Genomic DNA, 16,978 nt, shown 5'->3' on the forward strand with positions numbered 1-16,978 from the left:
CATGTGGGTGCCTTAACGTTAAACGTTAAGGCACCTTGCATATGCGGTACTGATAACGATAAAGTCAGGTTGAAGTCATGTAAATCGGCTAAACTTACATTTAACAGAGTGTGATGCTGTGACCGCTTACACCAAGGTGTTTGTCATTGCTGACCTTTTGGCGTTATATGATGGAGAATGCCGGGATACAGAGAGACCCGACTCTTTTAATCTTTCAAGGAGCAAAGAATGCTGATTCTGACTCGTCGAGTTGGTGAGACCCTCATGATTGGAGATGAGGTCACTGTGACAGTTTTAGGGGTGAAGGGTAACCAGGTACGCATCGGCGTAAATGCCCCTAAAGAGGTCTCTGTTCACCGTGAAGAGATCTACCAGCGTATCCAGGCTGAAAAATCCCAGCAGTCCAGTTACTAAGTTCTCGCGTCTCACCCCGCGGGTGAGACGCACCTCTCATAGTTTTCTTCGTTTTCCCCTCGTGTTCTCCCTTTTTTCTTCGTCCCAGCGCTTTCACGCCCATTTTCTTTTTTGCTGCTATACCGGCAAAAACGCAATTTATCTGTTGATAAAACGTGCATTCTGTCTTTTTTAACAGCTTATTGCGTGTGAAATGTGCAAACGAAAAAAATCTGCGGAAAATTGTTTGACTTATAAGTCCCAGAAAGTAATATGTGCGCCACACAGCGACGATGAGCAGAAACAAGTTCTTCGAAGCACTCGCAAGAGGTGTTGTTGGTGAGGTGGCCGAGAGGCTGAAGGCGCTCCCCTGCTAAGGGAGTATGCGGTCAAAAGCTGCATCCGGGGTTCGAATCCCCGCCTCACCGCCATTTGCATCCGTAGCTCAGCTGGATAGAGTACTCGGCTACGAACCGAGCGGTCGGAGGTTCGAATCCTCCCGGATGCACCATCTTCTCTGAGATAACGCATTAGCGTTGTAACAGAAAATCGATAACGCCTTAGCAGCGATATCAAATCTGCAGTAAAGTAAGTTTCCCGATGCATCCGTAGCTCAGCTGGATAGAGTACTCGGCTACGAACCGAGCGGTCGGAGGTTCGAATCCTCCCGGATGCACCATCTCTTACTTGATGTCGCTTTATAGCGGTATCAATATCGGCAGTAAAGCAATTTTCCCGATGCATCCGTAGCTCAGCTGGATAGAGTACTCGGCTACGAACCGAGCGGTCGGAGGTTCGAATCCTCCCGGATGCACCATTCTTTGTTTTGCACGATAATTAGCTTTTCCGATGCATCCGTAGCTCAGCTGGATAGAGTACTCGGCTACGAACCGAGCGGTCGGAGGTTCGAATCCTCCCGGATGCACCATCTTCTCTGAAACTCCCCTTTTTCCCAATATCTCAATATTTCCAAAAATCTGTCTGCTTTATTCCTAAAAAAATCTTCTTCACACTTTTCTGATTGGCAACTCATTCTTTCCACTATAATTTATCTCTGATACCCCCTTATTCTGGTGACCTGAGTGCAAGGAGAGAAATCCATGAAATGGTTCAAAGCAATGGCTGCGTCCTGTGCAGCGCTTCTGGTAGCTATCTCGCTGTCTGGCTGTGCGGGTTCTTCAACCAAGGAAAGTACCGGTGGTTATATCGATGATACGGTGGTGACCACGAAGGTGAAAACCGCGCTGTTCAGCGATAAGCAGATAAAATCCAGCGAAATTAATGTGCAGACCTTTAAAGGTCGCGTGCAGCTCAGCGGCTTTGTGTCGTCCGCTGCCGATGCAAAACGTGCGGTAGAGGTCACGCGCCAGGTCCAGGGCGTACGGGTTGTTGAAAATGACATGCAGATAAAATAACCCCAGCTAGTAACCATAACAAAGGCACCGATAAGGTGCCTTTGCCGTCTCTGCGGCTAGAAGCGACAATTTGCCCCTTTTGCGATAAAGTAACGTCACGTTGGCGAAGGATGAGAAGACGATGTACGAACGCTATGCTGGATTGATTTTTGATATGGACGGCACCATCCTTGATACGGAACCTACGCACCGTAAAGCGTGGCGTGAAGTGTTGGGGCGATATGGAATGCAGTTCGACGAACAGGCGATGGTGGCTCTGAACGGCTCTCCGACCTGGCGCATTGCCCAGGCGATTATTGAAAGCCATCAGGCTGATTTAGATCCTCATCTTCTCGCTCGTGAAAAAACCGATGCGGTGAAATCGATGCTGCTGGACTCGGTCACGCCATTACCGCTCATTGAGGTGGTGAAGGAGTGGCACGGTCGCCGCCCTATGGCGGTGGGTACGGGCAGCGAAAGCGCAGTGGCTGAAGCCCTGCTCGCACATCTGGGGTTGCGTCACTACTTTGCGGCCGTTGTCGCCGCCGATCACGTGAAACAACACAAACCAGCACCGGATACCTTTTTACTGTGCGCTGAGTTAATCGGCGTACCGCCTGAGCGCTGTGTAGTGTTTGAAGATGCCGATTTTGGCCTTCAAGCCGCGGCTGCAGCGGGAATGGATGCTGTTGACGTGCGTCTGCTGTGAATGAATTTCTGGCACTAGGGTCGCTGTTTGCAAGCAGCTTCCTTAGTGCAACGCTGCTGCCGGGTAACTCCGAAGCCGTGCTGGTCGCGCTGCTGCTTTCGGGCGCGAGTAAGCCCTGGCTTCTGGTTGTAATAGCAACAATGGGTAATAGCCTTGGCGGGGCTACTAACGTTATTCTTGGTCGTTTTTTTCCATTACGCAAAACATCGCGGTGGCAGGAAAAAGCGGTGGGTTGGCTTCGGCGCTACGGCGCAGCAACGCTGCTGCTGAGCTGGATGCCGGTCATCGGCGATTTACTGTGCCTATTGGCAGGGTGGATGCGTATTTCCTGGGGACCAGTACTCTTTTTTTTATGCCTGGGGAAAGCGTTACGTTACGTCGCAGTCGCGGCGCTGACGCTTCAGGGCATGACGTGGTGGCACTAATTGGATGGCATGCGGAATATCGCATCTCCACGATGACAATTATGCTTAATAAAATGAATTCGACAGGCGGGAGGTCAATTTGATCCCGGACGTATCACAGGCGCTGTCCTGGCTGGAAAAACATCCTCAGGCTCTTCAGGGGATCCAGCGCGGTCTTGAGCGCGAAACATTGCGCGTTAATGCAGATGGTTCTCTGGCAACAACCGGTCATCCGGAGGCGCTTGGCGCAACCCTGACCCATAAATGGATCACCACGGACTTCGCTGAAGCCCTGCTGGAGTTTATTACTCCAGTCGACGGCGACATCGACCATATGCTGACGCTCCTGCGCGATGTGCATCGCTACACCGCACGTCAGCTGGGCGACGAACGCATGTGGCCACTGAGCATGCCTTGCTATATTGCACCTGGTCAGGATATTGAACTGGCGCAGTACGGCACATCAAATATTGGTCGTCTGAAGACTTTATATCGTGAAGGGCTGAAGAACCGCTACGGCGCGCTGATGCAGACTATCTCCGGCGTACACTACAACTTCTCACTGCCAATGGCATTCTGGGAAGCGAAGTGCGGCTCGCATGATAAAGAGGCGATCTCAGCCGGTTATTTCCGCCTGATTCGCAACTACTACCGTTTTGGCTGGGTGATTCCGTACCTGTTTGGTGCGTCGCCGGCAATTTGCTCTTCCTTCTTGCAGGGTAAACCGACCTCGCTGCCGTTTGAGAAAACGGAATGCGGTATGTACTACCTGCCGTACGCCACCTCTCTGCGCCTGAGCGACCTTGGCTATACCAATAAATCGCAAAGCAATCTCGGAATTACGTTTAACGAACTGCACGAGTATGTGGCAGGATTGAAACGTGCGATTAAAACGCCGTCGGAAGAGTATGCCCGTATCGGCCTTAAGAAAGACGGTAAGTACCTGCAAATCAACAGTAACATTCTGCAGATTGAAAACGAACTGTATGCGCCAATCCGTCCTAAACGTGTCACGCGTGACGGTGAAACGCCTTCCGATGCGTTGCAGCGCGGCGGTATCGAGTATATCGAAGTGCGCTCACTCGATATCAACCCGTTCTCACCGATTGGCGTTGACGAGCAGCAGATTCGTTTCCTCGACCTGTTTATGGTCTGGTGCGTGCTGGCCGATGCGCCAGAGATGAGCAGCGACGAGCTGCTGTGTACCCGTACTAACTGGAATCGCGTGATTCTGGAAGGGCGTAAGCCAGGCCTGACGCTGGGTATTGGCTGCGAAACGGCACAGTTCCCGCTGAGCAAAGTGGGCAAAGATCTGTTCCACGATCTCAAACGTGTGGCGCAAACGCTGGACGGCATGAACGGCGGCACGGAATACCAGAAAGTGTGTGACGAGCTGGTTGCGAGCTTTGATAATCCAGAATTAACCTTCTCCGCGCGCATTCTGCGTTCTATGCTTGATGAGGGCATTGGTGGCACAGGCAAAGCGTTGGCGGAACAGTATCGTACGATGCTGCGTGAGGAGCCGTTGGAAATTCTGAGCGAGGAAGATTTCGCCAAGGAGCGTGATGCGTCACGTGCACGTCAGCAGCAGATTGAAGAGGCGGATAACGAACCGTTTGAAGCACTGCTGGCAAGACACGCCTGATACAAAAGAAAAAGGCCACATCAATGTGGCCAAAATATACATCTCTGAATCAGGGATGATGATAACAAATGCGCGTCTTTCATATATTAAGACTGGCATGGGAACAAAGAGTTCAGTTTATTTTAAAAAAAATCACATTATCCTGAAGCAGAACGCGGTGGATTGCATAAAGTTGATTCTATTCAAGTGGTTATAAACCGTTGGTGATAGAAAAAAGTGCACTACCCGGGAGCATGAAGGTGATATCGGAGGTTACGAAATGCCGTTGTTAGATAGCTTCACAGTTGATCATACTCGTATGGAAGCACCTGCCGTTCGCGTGGCGAAGAAAATGAACACTCCGCACGGTGACGCGATCACGGTTTTTGACCTGCGTTTTTGCATACCGAACCAGGAAGTGATGCCAGAACGTGGGATCCACACGCTGGAGCACCTGTTCGCTGGCTTTATGCGTGACCATCTGAACGGTAATGGCGTTGAAATCATTGATATCTCGCCAATGGGCTGCCGTACTGGCTTCTACATGAGCCTGATTGGTACTCCTGATGAGCAGCGCGTGGCAGATGCCTGGAAAGCGGCGATGGCAGACGTCCTGAAAGTGCAGGATCAAAATCAGATCCCTGAGCTGAACGTTTACCAGTGCGGGACTTATGAGATGCACTCCCTCAGCGAAGCGCAGGACATTGCGCGTCATATTATCGAGCGTGATGTTCGTATCAACAGTAATGATGAGCTGGCGCTGCCAAAAGAGAAGCTGAAAGAACTGCACATCTAGTTTTGTGCATTCTGTAGGCTGATAAAACCCGGAGCGCTCCGGGTTTTTTATTGCCCGCCGTTTAGCTCGGCTACGATCTCTGTGGCCGGGTAAGGCAACGCCGCCATCCGGCGATTTTCCAGGGCAAGTTATTCAGACCAAAAAAAAGCCAGCTCAACCGAGCTGGCTTTTTCATTAGTGGGCGCCTCCGCCTCCGCCTCCCGCCCCGAAAGGCGGTCTGGCGAACCACACCAATCCCAACAGAATGAGGAATATCCCAGCCGAAACCCAGAAGATTTCATTGGCGGAGACAATCAGCCCCTGGTTGGTTATCTGCTGGGCAATCCAGCCGGAAGCCTGCTGCTGCGTCATGCCCATACCCTGCAGCTGATCGTACATCTGCTGGGCGTTCGGGTTAAACGGCGTCACGGACTCCGTTAGCTGCGCGTGGTGCAATGCCTCGCGGTTGGTCCACAGCGTCGTGGTTATCGAGGTGCCGATGGAGCCCGCCAGCGTACGGGTAAAGTTCGACAGACTTGATGCGGCCGCCAGACGCTCAGGCGGTAGCCCGGAGAGCGTGATGGTAGTCAGCGGCATGAAGAAGCACGCCACGGCGAAGCCCTGAATAAACTGCGGCCAGGCCGACGCGCCGAAGTCCATCCCCGGCTCGAAGGTATAGGCGCGCCAGTAGAAACAGACGGCATACATAATAAAGCTGAAGGTGACCAGACGGCGCATGTCCAGCTTGTGGGCAAAGCGGCCGATAATCGGCGACAGCAGGACGGGGATCACCCCAACCGGCGCTGACGCCAGACCTGCCCAGGTCGCGGTATACCCGTAGACCTCCTGCAATAGCTGCGGCAGCAGAACAATCGCGCCGAAGTAGAGCATATAGGCAAGGCTGATACACAGACAGCCGATGGTAAAGTTTCGCGACTTAAATAACGACAGATCGACTATCGGGTTATCGTCGGTCAGCTCCCAGACAATCAGGAAGCTCAGCGATACCACCGCCACCACCGTCAGTACGATGATTTCAGTGGAGTTAAACCAGTCGAGCTCTTTACCCTGGTCAAGCATGACCTGCAGGCTACCGATACCCAGCACCAGCAGCGCCAGACCAATACCATCAATGCGTCGCTGCTCGGTCTTGGTTTCACGCCCGCGCAGGCTCTGGAGGCTTAACAGCACGACCAGGGCACCAATTGGCACGTTGATGAAGAAGATCCAGCCCCAGTGATAGTTATCGCTGATATAGCCGCCAAGAATTGGCCCGCAGATTGGCGCCACAATCACCGTCATTGACCACAGCGCCAGCGCGACGGCGCGCTTGGCTGGCGGATAGTTGTTGAGCAACAGGCTTTGCGACAGTGGAATAAGCGGCCCGGCAACAACCCCCTGAATCACACGGAAGAAGATCAGCATGCCCAGGCTGTTGGATACCCCACACGCCCATGATGCAATGACAAAGGCGATGGTTGACCACAGGAACAGCTTCACCTCACCGACGCGTTTTGCCAGCCAGCCGGTAATCGGAATGGAGATGGCGTTCGCCACCCCAAACGACGTGATGACCCAGGTCCCCTGGCTCAGCGATGAGCCAAGGTTACCGGCGATGGTCGGAATCGCTACGTTGGCGATGGTGGAGTCCAGCACCTGCATGAAGGTGGCCAGCGACAGCGCAATGGTCATAATGACCAGCTGCGCGCCTTCCAGCGGTTTTTGCTGTTGCATTACGCGCACCCCAGCATTAGTTGGCGTTGGCCTGGACGATGTCGTTGATCAGCTTGTTAACGGGGTCGAGGCTGATTTCACGCGCGTTACTCTCGTAAACCGGGCTGGTGCGAATCTGGTTAGCCAGCATCTGACCGTCGCGGTTGGAGGTATCGACTTTCACCAGCGTAGACAGACCAATGCGCAACGGGTGCTGTTCCAACTGTTTTTCGTCCAGTTCGATACGTACAGGTAAGCGCTGTACTACCTTGATCCAGTTACCGGTGGCGTTCTGTGCTGGCAGCAGGGAGAAGGCGCTACCGGTACCCATATCCAGACCGACCACTTTACCGGTGTACTTCACATCATCGCCGTAGATATCGCTGATGACGGTGACCGGTTGGCCGATACGCATATGCGCAAGCTGGGTTTCTTTGAAGTTCGCGTCCACCCACAGGTTGCTAGCAGGCACAACGGCCATCAGCGGTGTGGTCGGGCTAATCTGCGCACCCGGCTGTACGGAACGGCGAGAAACGTAGCCGCTCATCGGGCTGACGATTTTGGTACGCTGCAGGGCAAGCCATGCGTTACGCACTTCGGTCGCGGCCTGACGAACCGTAGGCTGATCTTCCAGTTTGGTACCGAGGATCATCGCCTGGTTAGCATTGTACTGTTGAACCGCCACGTCCAGAGCGGCCTGCGCGCTGGTGACGGCATCTTTCGCGTGCTGCAGCTCTTCACGGCCAATCAGGTTGGCAGTGCCCAGCGGAATACGACGGTTGAGGTCGGTTTGCGCCTGAGCCAGCGTGGTTTTACGAATATCGATATTCGCCTGCAGCTGCTTGTTGTTGATCATCAGCTGACGCATCTGGCGGACGCTTGAGGCAAGCTGAGTCTGCGCTTTCTCAAAGGCCTGTTGCGCATCGGTCTGATCGAGGGTGACCAGCACGTCGCCCTGTTTAATATAGTCGGTGTTGTCGGCCCAGACTTTGGTCACGCTGCCTGAAACCTGCGACATGATTTGAACCTGGTTACCTGCCACGTAAGCGTCATCGGTTTCTTCATAATGACGCAACACCAAAAACCAGTAGCACCCATAGGCCACGGCAATAATAACAAAGAGCAAGGTCAACAAGATGAGGGCGCGTTTACGTTTGCCTTTCTTGTTGGCGGGTTGCTGCGGGGCTTGAGTCTCCGCATTTGCGCTCATGTGATTCTCCACATTCTTATTATTTATTTCGGCTTAGCCGACCTGTTTTTCTACCAGAAAGGCCAGCAGAGGTTATCTGCTGGCCTATTCATCTGTTTATTTGGAGCGGTGGTATCAGCGCAAGGCATCCAGTACGGAACCGTCTTCTTCCATCTGATCCAGACGGGTAAGAAGCTTGCGAGTGATATGCTCGAGCTGGTCTTTCTCAGCCAGGCTCAATGAAGACCAAAGCTGATGCAGACAGTGATGCTGAGGAGGCAGAACCTCGTTCAGGAACTGATGACCTTTTTCAGTCAGCTGCAGGTGCAGGCAACGGCGGTCATTGTCACTTTCACGGCGCTCAATCCAGCCGCGTTTTTCCAGTTCATCGGCAATACGCGTGGCATTGGTGCGCGATGAACCCAGCGCGCAGCTGAGTTCAGAAGGCTGAATACTGTGATTTTCTTGAGACTCCAGCGTGATCAGCGCCATAAACAACGTCTCGTTGATCCCTTGAGCTTTCAGCATTTTATTACGGTTGTCCAGCAGCTTGCCCTGCATGTGCATGCAAAGACGAGTGAGAAGGATCTCCTGGAAAGGGAACTCTTCGCTGCGGCTGGCGCGGAATTTCAGCATTTGTTCAATGGGCGTAAACGAACTATCCATCTGGGCATTACCTCATTAGTTACAGTCGATATAGTAACGATAGTGACAAATAAAGTAAATGAATTATTGTCCGTAATTTATGCGGTTAGTCTATGACATAAGGATGCCGGATACGTATACCCGGCATCTGCACCTTTTATTCCGCTTCCTGACGGTGATAGCCCCACCACCAGACTAACAGGTTGGCCACGGCTAACAGGCTGCCTGCAAGGCACACTCCCATCCAGCCAGCGTGCTGCCAGGCGGAGGCAGAAAGCAACGAACCTGCCGCGCCGCCGATGAAGTAACTGGTCATATAGCCTGCGGTGAGGCGGTTACGGGCATCCGGCTGAACGCGGTATATCACCGTCTGGTTGGTGATATGCACGCCTTGTACCATCAGGTCGAGCACCAGAATCCCGATGATTAACGCGATAGCGGACGTATGCCCGTACCAGATAGCTATCCAGGAAAGTAGCAACAGCACCAGGCCCCAGGTGGTGGTCAGATGCGCTTTGCCCTTATCCGCCAGCCCGCCGACCGGCCGCGCGCCCAGCGCACCGGCTGCACCGGCCAGGCCGAACAGCCCGATGGTGCCTTCCGAGTAGTTAAATGGCGCGCCGGAGAGCAGAAACGCCATCGACGTCCACAGAATGCTGAAGTTGGCGAAAGTCAGGCAGCCGAGCAGCGCACGGGTGCGCAGCAGCTTGTCGCGGGCAAAGAGGCTGAAGATGGAGCCGAGCAGTTGCGGGTAGTTGAGGTGCGTCTCCTGCTTGAGCTTCGGTAGCCCGCGCCACAGCGCGAAGGCCAACAGCATCATCAGCACGGAGGCGACCCAGTAGACGGTGCGCCAACCGCCCAGGCTTGCCAACAGCCCGGCAACGGTACGCGCCAGCAGTATCCCAAGCAGTAGCCCGCTCATCACCGTACCGACCACCTTGCCGCGTTTTTCTGGTGAGGCGAGGGTTGCAGCCATTGGCACCAGTAGCTGGGCGACGACTGAGAATAGGCCGGTCAGCGCGGTGCCGAGGATCATCATGCCGAGCGAGCTGCTGCTGGCGGTGATCAGCATGCCGCCAGCGGCCAGCAGGGTCATGACGACAATCAGCGAACGACGCTCGAACATATCGCCGAGCGGCACCAGGAACAGCAGCCCGGCGGCATAGCCAAGCTGGGCGGCGGTGACGATAAAACCGGCCTGTCCGGCGCTGAGCGAGAATTGACGGGCGATAGTCTCCAGCAGCGGCTGTGCGTAGTAGTTACTGGCTACGGCAAGGCCGGTGGCAACGGACATTAAAACGATCAAAGCCGGGCTAAGCCCGTGAGCAGGTTTAGTCATGGTATTGAGAAAGTAAGGAAAGATGTCGTCGATAATAACGAAAGGGGCGGAGAAGGGGGGAAATGATGGGTAGCGGATTGTGCTTTTTGGTGTGTGGCGTGCTTTCCCGGCGTCGCGTTGCTCGGCCGGGCTACCTGTTATGCCGGATGGCGCTTCGCTTATCCGGCCTACTGTGGTGCTGTATGTTCCTGTAGGCCGGATAAGGCAAAGCCGCCATCCGGCAGTCGGTGGCGGCTCTGGTGCCTTCCCGGCGTCAACCGGATGCATCACATTTTACTTCTGCGCGGCCAGCGCCTCTTTCACCCAACCATCAAACACCTGCTGGTGGGCTTTGATCCAACCGTCGACCTGGCCCTGCACATCCGCTTCAGACGCTTTACCATCATGCATCATGGCGTTCTGGGCGTTAATGTCGGTCAGCGGCAGCTTCATAATGGCAAACAGCTTCGCCGCCTCCGGGTTTTTCTCGGCCCAAGCCTTGTTAGCCACAATGTGCATGGTGCTCACTGGGAAACCGTAGTTTGCGCCGTTAGACAGCTTGGTATCGATGTTTTTCTGCACGCCTGGCAGGGAGGAGAACGGCACCTGCAGCCAGACCACGTCTTTACCCGGCTTCAGCACATCGCTTACCCAGTAAGGCGTCCAGGTGTAGTACAGAATTGGCTTACCTTCTTTAAAGCGGGTGATGGTATCGGCCATCATCGCCGCATAGTTCCCCTGGTTATGATCGACCGATTTAGTCAGATCATAGGCCTCCAACTGGTGGTTAATCACCGCTTCACAGCCCCAGCCTGGGTTACACCCGGTGAGGTCGGCTTTACCGTTACCGTTGGTGTCAAACAGCTTGGCAATCTTAGGGTCTTTAAGCTGCTCAATGTTGGTGATGTGGTATTGATCGGCGGTTTTCTTATCGATCAGATAACCCTGCGCCGCACCGTTGACCAGCGTACCTTCGCGGTAGAATTTCTTGTCACCACCGGCAGCGGCGTACATATCATCATGCAGCGGGATCCAGTTGACGGCGGTGAAGGTGGCATCACCTGCGGCCAGCGAGGTATAAGCCACGTTGTAGTCGACTTCGTTTGGTTTATCGACGGTGTAGCCCAGTTTTTCCAGCGCGCGGCTCACCAGCAGCGTCTGGAAGGTTTCTTCAGAGAGGGTGCTCTGTACCGGCTGCACGGTAATGCCTTTCCCTGGGAGGTCGGCGGCGAAAGTGCTGGCTGAAACCAGCGTAGTGAAAGCGGTAGCTAAGACGAATGAGTGTCGCATCGTTGTTCCTTTAATAGTGATTGTTGCGGAGCATTGGCCCGACGCCTGCCGGGCCAATACGATGGTTACTTAGAGAAGGGGCGCATCAGCAGGCCAACCGGGCCGGTATTGAACCAGCGACGATTACCTTTGCTGCGAGAGTCGCGGCCTACGGCTTGGGTCAGGCGGTCGAGAATAATGGCGAGGATAACAATCCCCACGCCGCCTACGGTGGCAAGACCCATATCCAGACGACCGATACCGCGCAGCACCATCTGGCCCAGACCGCCGACGGCGATCATCGAGGCGATAACCACCATCGACAGCGCCAGCATCAACGTCTGGTTCACGCCCGCCATAATGGTCGGCATCGCCAGCGGCAACTGCACTTTAAACAGCATCTGACGCGGGCTGGCACCGAAGGAGCGCGACGCTTCGATAAGGTCGGCCGGTACCTGGTTAATCCCGAGGATAGTCAGACGCACAATCGGCGGCAGGGCAAAGATAATGGTTACCACCACGCCCGGTACGTTACCGATACCGAACAGCATGACGATCGGCACCAGATAAACGAACGCAGGCGTCGTCTGCATTGCATCGAGCAGTGGGCGGATAATCTTCGACGCCCGTGGGCTACGCGCCAGCCAGATGCCGAGCGGCAGGCCTATCACCACGCAGAACAGCAGCGCGGTGAGCACCAGCGCAAGGGTAATCATCGCCTGCGACCAGGCGCCGATAGCGCCGATAGCAATCAGCGAGATCAGCGTTGCCACGCCCATGCCGACGCTGGAAATCTGCCAGGCAATCAGGGCGAAAATAATAATCGCCACCGGCGCAGGCATCCCTAACAGCAACTGCTGGAAGGCGCTCAGGATGTAATCGACGGGCACGCGGATGCCCTGGAACACCGGGCGGAAGTGCGTCACCACCCAGTCGATTCCTTCCGTCACCCAGCTATCGAGCGGGATCAGCGTTTTATGGAACGGGTCCATAATGTTGAAGTGTTCCGCCTGCGGTGCGGGCGCGCTATGCAGCCAGTCTGCACCGCCGCCAGATGGGGCGGATGCCGGTGAACCCCAGGCATCGGCGGAGTTTGCCGCGCTATCGGCGGCCGGTGTGGTATCCCACGGATTAGATTGATCAGCCATTGTTGTTTACCCCCTCGCGATCTAATGCCTGTAGCAGCATTCTTTTTGAAATAACGCCGACGTACTGCTGTTCTTCTCCAACAACCGGTACGGCGCAGGGTGCATGACCCACGTGAGAGAGCAATTCGCTGAGCGGCGTCTGGGCATCAACGGCCAGCGGCTCGTCAATTAATGCCGCCTCGATTCCCTGATTCGCCTTTAAGGCTTCTTTCAATGAATCGATGGACACAATGCCAACAAACTTATTACCGCGTTCGATGACGTAACCATATTCACGGTCATCATCCTGTAATAATTTCAGTGCCGAACGAGGACCGAAACCAGGCGTTTTACGGATAAGACCATCTGGATTACGACGGGCAATATCCTTGGCGCTAAATACCTGACTAATATCCACGCCGCGGAAGAAGGTGCGGACATAATCATTAGCCGGGTTATTCAGAATTTCATCAGGCGTACCGACCTGCACAACTTCGCCATTTTGCATAATGGCAATACGGTCGCCAATTCGCATCGCTTCATCGAGGTCATGGGAAATAAAGACCACGGTGCGCTGATGTTTCGCCTGTAATTTTACCAGTTCATCCTGCATCTCAGTGCGGATTAATGGGTCGAGCGCCGAGAAGGCCTCATCCATTAATAGAATGTCGGGATTGATGGCAAGCGCGCGGGCTAAACCGACACGCTGACGCATACCGCCGGAGAGTTCGTCCGGGTAGCCATGAGCGTAATTCTCAAGGCCCACCTGGCGCAGCGCGTCCAGCGCCTTCTCCTGGCGTTCCTGTGCGGGAACGCCGGCTAAATCCATACCAAAGGCGGTATTATCCAGTACGCTCATATGCGGCATTAGCGCAAAGGACTGGAATACCATCGCGATTTTTTTACGGCGAACTTCCCGCAGCTCGGCGTCGGATATTTTGGCAATATCCATACCGTCTATCAGCACCTGACCGCGAGTCGGTTCTATCAGACGATTGAGAAGGCGTACCATGGTGGATTTGCCGGAGCCAGATAACCCCATGATGACAAATATCTCGCCTTCTTCAATGGCCAGACTGGCGTCTTTAACGCCAAGTGATAATCCAGTTTTATCGAGAATTTGCTCTTTGGTAAAACCTTTCTCGATATATTTAAATGCTCGCTGTGGGTGCTCGCCGAATATTTTATAAAGATTCTTAACTTCTAATTTAACTGCCATGCAATATGCGATTTCCTGTTTTTAGTTTATGTCGATATGTTACCTGATGAAAATAATGACCTGTTTATACCCTAGCATACTGAGACGATGTGACAACCCTCAAGACGCTTTCACTCGAAATAATCAGAAGGGTGATATTGCCGTCATTTCCCATGATATAAGGGCTGAGGGCGAATTGGGGATTATTGATTTTTTTATGAATTTCGTTGTGAAATTTGGTTGAGATCTAAAAAAACGTATGAATATTGTCTGAAAATCCACTGATGGGTTCGGGGTGATATTTGTATGATGATGGTGATTTTTTAAGAAATATCCGGGTAATAATCAGGGTGATATTTGGCAGGAAAACGGAGAATAACGGCGGAAAATAAGTGCCCGCAAATCGCAATTATTTGCGGGCATTTTTTTACTACATGCGCATGCTGACGGCCAGGCGATTAAAGGCGTTCATCAGGCTGATGGCGAAGGTCATGTCGCTAATCTGCTCGGCGCTGAAATGGCTCAGCAGCGGTTGATAAACGCTGTCTTCGGCACGGTTTTCGGCAATGTGGGTTAGATCTTCTGCCCAGGCCAGCGCCGCACGCTCGGCGTCGCTGAAGTGATGACTCACTCGCCATCCTGCCAGCGCATCCAGCTTCACCTGATCGACGCCGGATTTACGCAGCGCTTTGCTGTGCATCTCCAGACAGAAGGCGCAGCCGTTAATCTGCGACACGCGCAGGTAAAGCAGTTCCAGAAGGGGGCGCTCCAGCGAGCTTTTTTCCAGCGCGATGCTGGCCTGAACCAGCCCGGCGTAGACGTTCGGGCTCAGTTCACTATAGGGTTGGCGTAATGCAGTCATGATGTCACTCCTCGTTCAAGATGGGACAAAAATAGCACTATAATGGTCTTAAAAAGATAGCCATATTCGGAGTAAAAAATAAGACCATGAAACCGGGCGGCGTACCACGCTATCAGCAGATTGCCAGAGAGCTGAAAGCGGCGATTGAACAGGGCGAACTGAAGGCGGGCAGGCGCTTACCCTCAAGCCGGGTCTATGCACAAGAGCTCGGCGTCTCAAGGGTGACCGTGGAAAACGCCTACGGCGAACTGGTGGCGCAAGGCTGGCTGGAACGCCGCGGGCAGTCGGGCACGTTTGTAAGCGATCACTTAACCCTTGAGCCCGTCACCGCCAAGCCACTTGGCTTTGGCGGTGAGCATTTCCAGCCGCAGCCTTTCCAGCTTGGCCTTCCCGCGCTGGATCTCTTTCCTCGTGGCCTATGGGCGCGGGTGATGGGGCATCGGTTACGCACACAAACCCGTTTCGATTTGGCCCTGGGGGACGTCTGCGGCGAACTGTCGCTGCGCCAGGCCATCGTGGAATATCTGAGGCTCTCCCGCAGCATCGAGTGCGAGGCCGAGCAGGTGTTTATCACCTCTGGCTATGCGGCTTCTATGGGGCTTATCTTGCAGGCGCTGGAAGCGCGCGGTGAGGGCATGTGGATGGAAGACCCAGGGTTTCCGCTGATTCGCCCGGTCATTGAACAAGAGGGCGTCACGCTGCATCCGGTGACGGTTGATGATGAGGGAATGAACGTTGAATGGATAACGCAGCATCCCACGGTTGCCCGCTTTGCGTTGCTGACGCCGGCGCATCAAAGCCCGACCGGGGCCGCGCTCTCGCTTCCACGACGTCGACAGCTACTGGATTGGGCAGCGCACCATGACGCGTGGATCATTGAAGATGATTACGACAGCGAGTTTCGCTATCAGGGCAAGCCGCTGCCGCCGCTCAAAAGCCTGGATGCGCCGCAGCGGGTGATTTACGCCGGTACGTTCAGCAAGTCGCTTTTCCCGGCGCTGCGGACAGCCTGGTTGGTGGTGCCGCTGCCGCTGGTGGCGGCATTTCGTCGTCAGGCGCAGCGGCTGGCTTGTCCTGTACCGGTGTTGTGTCAGCTGACGTTGGCCGACTTTTTGCGCGAAGGGCATTTCTGGCGGCATCTGAAGAAAATGCGTGTTCACTATGCCGAGCGTCGGCGCTGGCTGGAAACCGCACTGCGAGCAGAGGGTTTTCAGGTGCTGGAACAACTGGGCGGCATTCAACTGGTGGTTACGGTTGAAGGGGATGATTGCGCGATGGCACGGCGGGCGCGACAAGCCGGGCTAGCGGTGCAGGCGATGAACGACTGGCGAATGCACCCGCGCGGCAGCGCCGGGCTTATCATGAGCTTTACTAATATTGTGTCGCAGCAGATGGCCGATGCGCAGGTGGCGGCACTGAAGGCGGCCATAAAATAAAAACCCCGGAGTATCAGAGACACCCCGGGGAGACGCGTTTTTATTATCTACATCGTTGTGATTATATTATCGACGACTGCCTAATAATACGCCAATAAAAATCCCCACCGCCGCGGCAGCGCTCACACTTTGCCAGGGTTTATCGCGAATATAGTCGTCAGCGCTACCAGCAACGTCGCATACGCTTTGCTGTAAACGGTTGCGACCATGCATGCGTGCGCGCGTTTCGCTCAGCAACTTTTTCGCATTGTGGCGGACGGCCTCAATTTCGTCTTTGTCGTCGCTGGCCCAGCTCTTGAGAATGCCCTCAAGGCTGTCGGCTAATTGGCTGACGTCATTATGAATATCCTGGACTTCATCATCAGCATTGTTGCGATTAAGTGATTTAAACATGGCGTTCTCCACAAAATTAGATGGAGCGTTAAGTGTAGGTCACCCGACATAAATTGCCGAATATTCTCCAGTTTCTGGAATTATCTGAAAGCGAGGCGAATACTGATTACGGTAAGGTGGCGATGCAGTAAAAGATGACGAGGATAAAATATGTATTTACGACCTGATGAGGTGGCGCGCGTTCTTGAAAAAGCGGGCTTTACCATGGATGCGGTAACCCCAAAAGCTTACGGCTATCGCCGTGGCGAGAATTATGTGTACGTCAACCGCGAAGCGCGAATGGGGCGCACGGCGCTGATCATTCATCCGGCGCTGAAAGATCGCAGTAACAAATATGCCGAGCCAGCTTCTGATATTAAAGCCTGCGATCACTACGCAGAGTTCCCGCTCTATTTAGGTGGTGAAGTTGAGCAGCATTACGGTATCCCGCACGGGTTTAGTTCACGTATGGCGTTAGAGCGCTTTTTAGATGGGCTGTTTGGCGAGAAACTGTAAATAAGTGACTGGCTGAGCGTAGCCAGTCACTTAT

17 protein-coding genes and 5 tRNA genes are annotated in these 16,978 nt (G+C 54.1%); 13 read left to right on the top strand and 9 right to left on the bottom strand.

The window, feature by feature from the left end:
• Positions 1 to 228: 228 nt before the first annotated feature.
• From csrA to luxS, 11 genes are all read left to right on the top strand, one after another.
• Positions 229 to 414 carry a carbon storage regulator CsrA gene (gene csrA, locus ACH1XZ_RS15335; RefSeq protein ID WP_000906486.1) on the top strand — a complete coding sequence of 62 codons (186 nt, stop codon included), beginning with the start codon at positions 229 to 231 and terminating at the stop codon, positions 412 to 414.
• Positions 415 to 731: 317 nt separating this feature from the next.
• Positions 732 to 824, top strand: a tRNA-Ser gene (locus ACH1XZ_RS15340).
• A gap of 3 nt (positions 825 to 827) precedes the next feature.
• Positions 828 to 904 (top strand) — tRNA-Arg (locus ACH1XZ_RS15345).
• 91 nt (positions 905 to 995) lie between these two features.
• Positions 996 to 1,072: transfer RNA gene (locus ACH1XZ_RS15350), tRNA-Arg, on the top strand.
• Between the two features lie 61 nt (positions 1,073 to 1,133).
• Positions 1,134 to 1,210 (top strand) — tRNA-Arg (locus ACH1XZ_RS15355).
• A gap of 34 nt (positions 1,211 to 1,244) precedes the next feature.
• A tRNA-Arg gene (locus ACH1XZ_RS15360) sits at positions 1,245 to 1,321 on the top strand.
• 172 nt (positions 1,322 to 1,493) lie between these two features.
• On the top strand, positions 1,494 to 1,808 hold the full coding sequence (locus ACH1XZ_RS15365) for a BON domain-containing protein (RefSeq protein WP_035897502.1): 315 nt from the start codon (positions 1,494 to 1,496) through the stop codon (positions 1,806 to 1,808).
• Between the two features lie 121 nt (positions 1,809 to 1,929).
• Entirely contained in the window at positions 1,930 to 2,496 is a 567-nt protein-coding gene (yqaB, locus tag ACH1XZ_RS15370; protein WP_395596246.1) for a fructose-1-phosphate/6-phosphogluconate phosphatase, read from the top strand.
• Entirely contained in the window at positions 2,493 to 2,921 is a 429-nt protein-coding gene (locus ACH1XZ_RS15375; RefSeq protein ID WP_035897507.1) for a YqaA family protein, read from the top strand. Before yqaB ends, ACH1XZ_RS15375 begins: the two co-directional genes overlap by 4 nt.
• Before the next feature lie 79 nt (positions 2,922 to 3,000).
• The gene (gshA, locus tag ACH1XZ_RS15380; RefSeq protein ID WP_395596247.1) at positions 3,001 to 4,545 is read left to right on the top strand and encodes a glutamate--cysteine ligase; all 1,545 of its coding nucleotides are present in this window, start codon (positions 3,001 to 3,003) and stop codon (positions 4,543 to 4,545) included.
• Positions 4,546 to 4,804: 259 nt separating this feature from the next.
• Entirely contained in the window at positions 4,805 to 5,320 is a 516-nt protein-coding gene (gene luxS / locus ACH1XZ_RS15385; RefSeq protein WP_395596248.1) for an S-ribosylhomocysteine lyase, read from the top strand.
• A 174-nt stretch (positions 5,321 to 5,494) separates the two neighbouring features.
• Here luxS and emrB read toward each other — a convergent pair whose 3' ends face one another.
• From emrB to ACH1XZ_RS15425, 8 genes are all read right to left on the bottom strand, one after another.
• Positions 5,495 to 7,033: a multidrug efflux MFS transporter permease subunit EmrB gene (gene emrB, locus ACH1XZ_RS15390; RefSeq protein ID WP_395596249.1), complete on the bottom strand. Its 1,539-nt coding sequence runs from the start codon at positions 7,031 to 7,033 to the stop codon at positions 5,495 to 5,497.
• A gap of 16 nt (positions 7,034 to 7,049) precedes the next feature.
• Positions 7,050 to 8,222, bottom strand: coding sequence for a multidrug efflux MFS transporter periplasmic adaptor subunit EmrA (gene emrA, locus ACH1XZ_RS15395; RefSeq protein WP_395596250.1), 1,173 nt, complete (start codon positions 8,220 to 8,222; stop codon positions 7,050 to 7,052).
• Positions 8,223 to 8,336: 114 nt separating this feature from the next.
• Positions 8,337 to 8,867: a transcriptional repressor MprA gene (gene mprA / locus ACH1XZ_RS15400; RefSeq protein WP_035894612.1), complete on the bottom strand. Its 531-nt coding sequence runs from the start codon at positions 8,865 to 8,867 to the stop codon at positions 8,337 to 8,339.
• A gap of 136 nt (positions 8,868 to 9,003) precedes the next feature.
• Entirely contained in the window at positions 9,004 to 10,185 is a 1,182-nt protein-coding gene (locus tag ACH1XZ_RS15405) for an MFS transporter (protein ID WP_395596251.1), read from the bottom strand.
• 273 nt (positions 10,186 to 10,458) lie between these two features.
• Complete coding sequence (gene proX / locus ACH1XZ_RS15410; protein WP_395596252.1) at positions 10,459 to 11,454, bottom strand: glycine betaine/L-proline ABC transporter substrate-binding protein ProX; 996 nt, start codon at positions 11,452 to 11,454, stop codon at positions 10,459 to 10,461.
• 65 nt (positions 11,455 to 11,519) lie between these two features.
• On the bottom strand, positions 11,520 to 12,581 hold the full coding sequence (gene proW / locus ACH1XZ_RS15415; RefSeq protein WP_395596253.1) for a glycine betaine/L-proline ABC transporter permease ProW: 1,062 nt from the start codon (positions 12,579 to 12,581) through the stop codon (positions 11,520 to 11,522).
• A complete protein-coding gene (gene proV / locus ACH1XZ_RS15420; protein WP_395596254.1) occupies positions 12,574 to 13,779 on the bottom strand; it encodes a glycine betaine/L-proline ABC transporter ATP-binding protein ProV in 1,206 nt (401 codons plus the stop codon). Before proV ends, proW begins: the two co-directional genes overlap by 8 nt.
• Positions 13,780 to 14,188: 409 nt before the next feature.
• The gene (locus tag ACH1XZ_RS15425) at positions 14,189 to 14,620 is read right to left on the bottom strand and encodes a carboxymuconolactone decarboxylase family protein (protein WP_395596255.1); all 432 of its coding nucleotides are present in this window, start codon (positions 14,618 to 14,620) and stop codon (positions 14,189 to 14,191) included.
• An 86-nt stretch (positions 14,621 to 14,706) separates the two neighbouring features.
• On the opposite strand from ACH1XZ_RS15425, the gene pdxR reads away from it, so the two are divergent.
• A complete protein-coding gene (gene pdxR, locus ACH1XZ_RS15430; protein WP_395596256.1) occupies positions 14,707 to 16,056 on the top strand; it encodes a MocR-like pyridoxine biosynthesis transcription factor PdxR in 1,350 nt (449 codons plus the stop codon).
• Between the two features lie 66 nt (positions 16,057 to 16,122).
• On the opposite strand, the gene ACH1XZ_RS15435 is transcribed toward pdxR, so the two are convergent.
• Positions 16,123 to 16,449: a DUF883 family protein gene (locus ACH1XZ_RS15435; RefSeq protein WP_395596257.1), complete on the bottom strand. Its 327-nt coding sequence runs from the start codon at positions 16,447 to 16,449 to the stop codon at positions 16,123 to 16,125.
• A 150-nt stretch (positions 16,450 to 16,599) separates the two neighbouring features.
• On the opposite strand from ACH1XZ_RS15435, the gene ACH1XZ_RS15440 reads away from it, so the two are divergent.
• Complete coding sequence (locus ACH1XZ_RS15440) at positions 16,600 to 16,944, top strand: DUF2002 family protein (protein ID WP_395596258.1); 345 nt, start codon at positions 16,600 to 16,602, stop codon at positions 16,942 to 16,944.
• The last annotated feature ends 34 nt before the right edge of the window (positions 16,945 to 16,978 follow it).

The sequence above is a fragment of the Kluyvera chengduensis genome (assembly GCF_044197065.1).
GTDB classification, from domain to species: Bacteria; Pseudomonadota; Gammaproteobacteria; order Enterobacterales; family Enterobacteriaceae; genus Kluyvera; species Kluyvera ascorbata_C.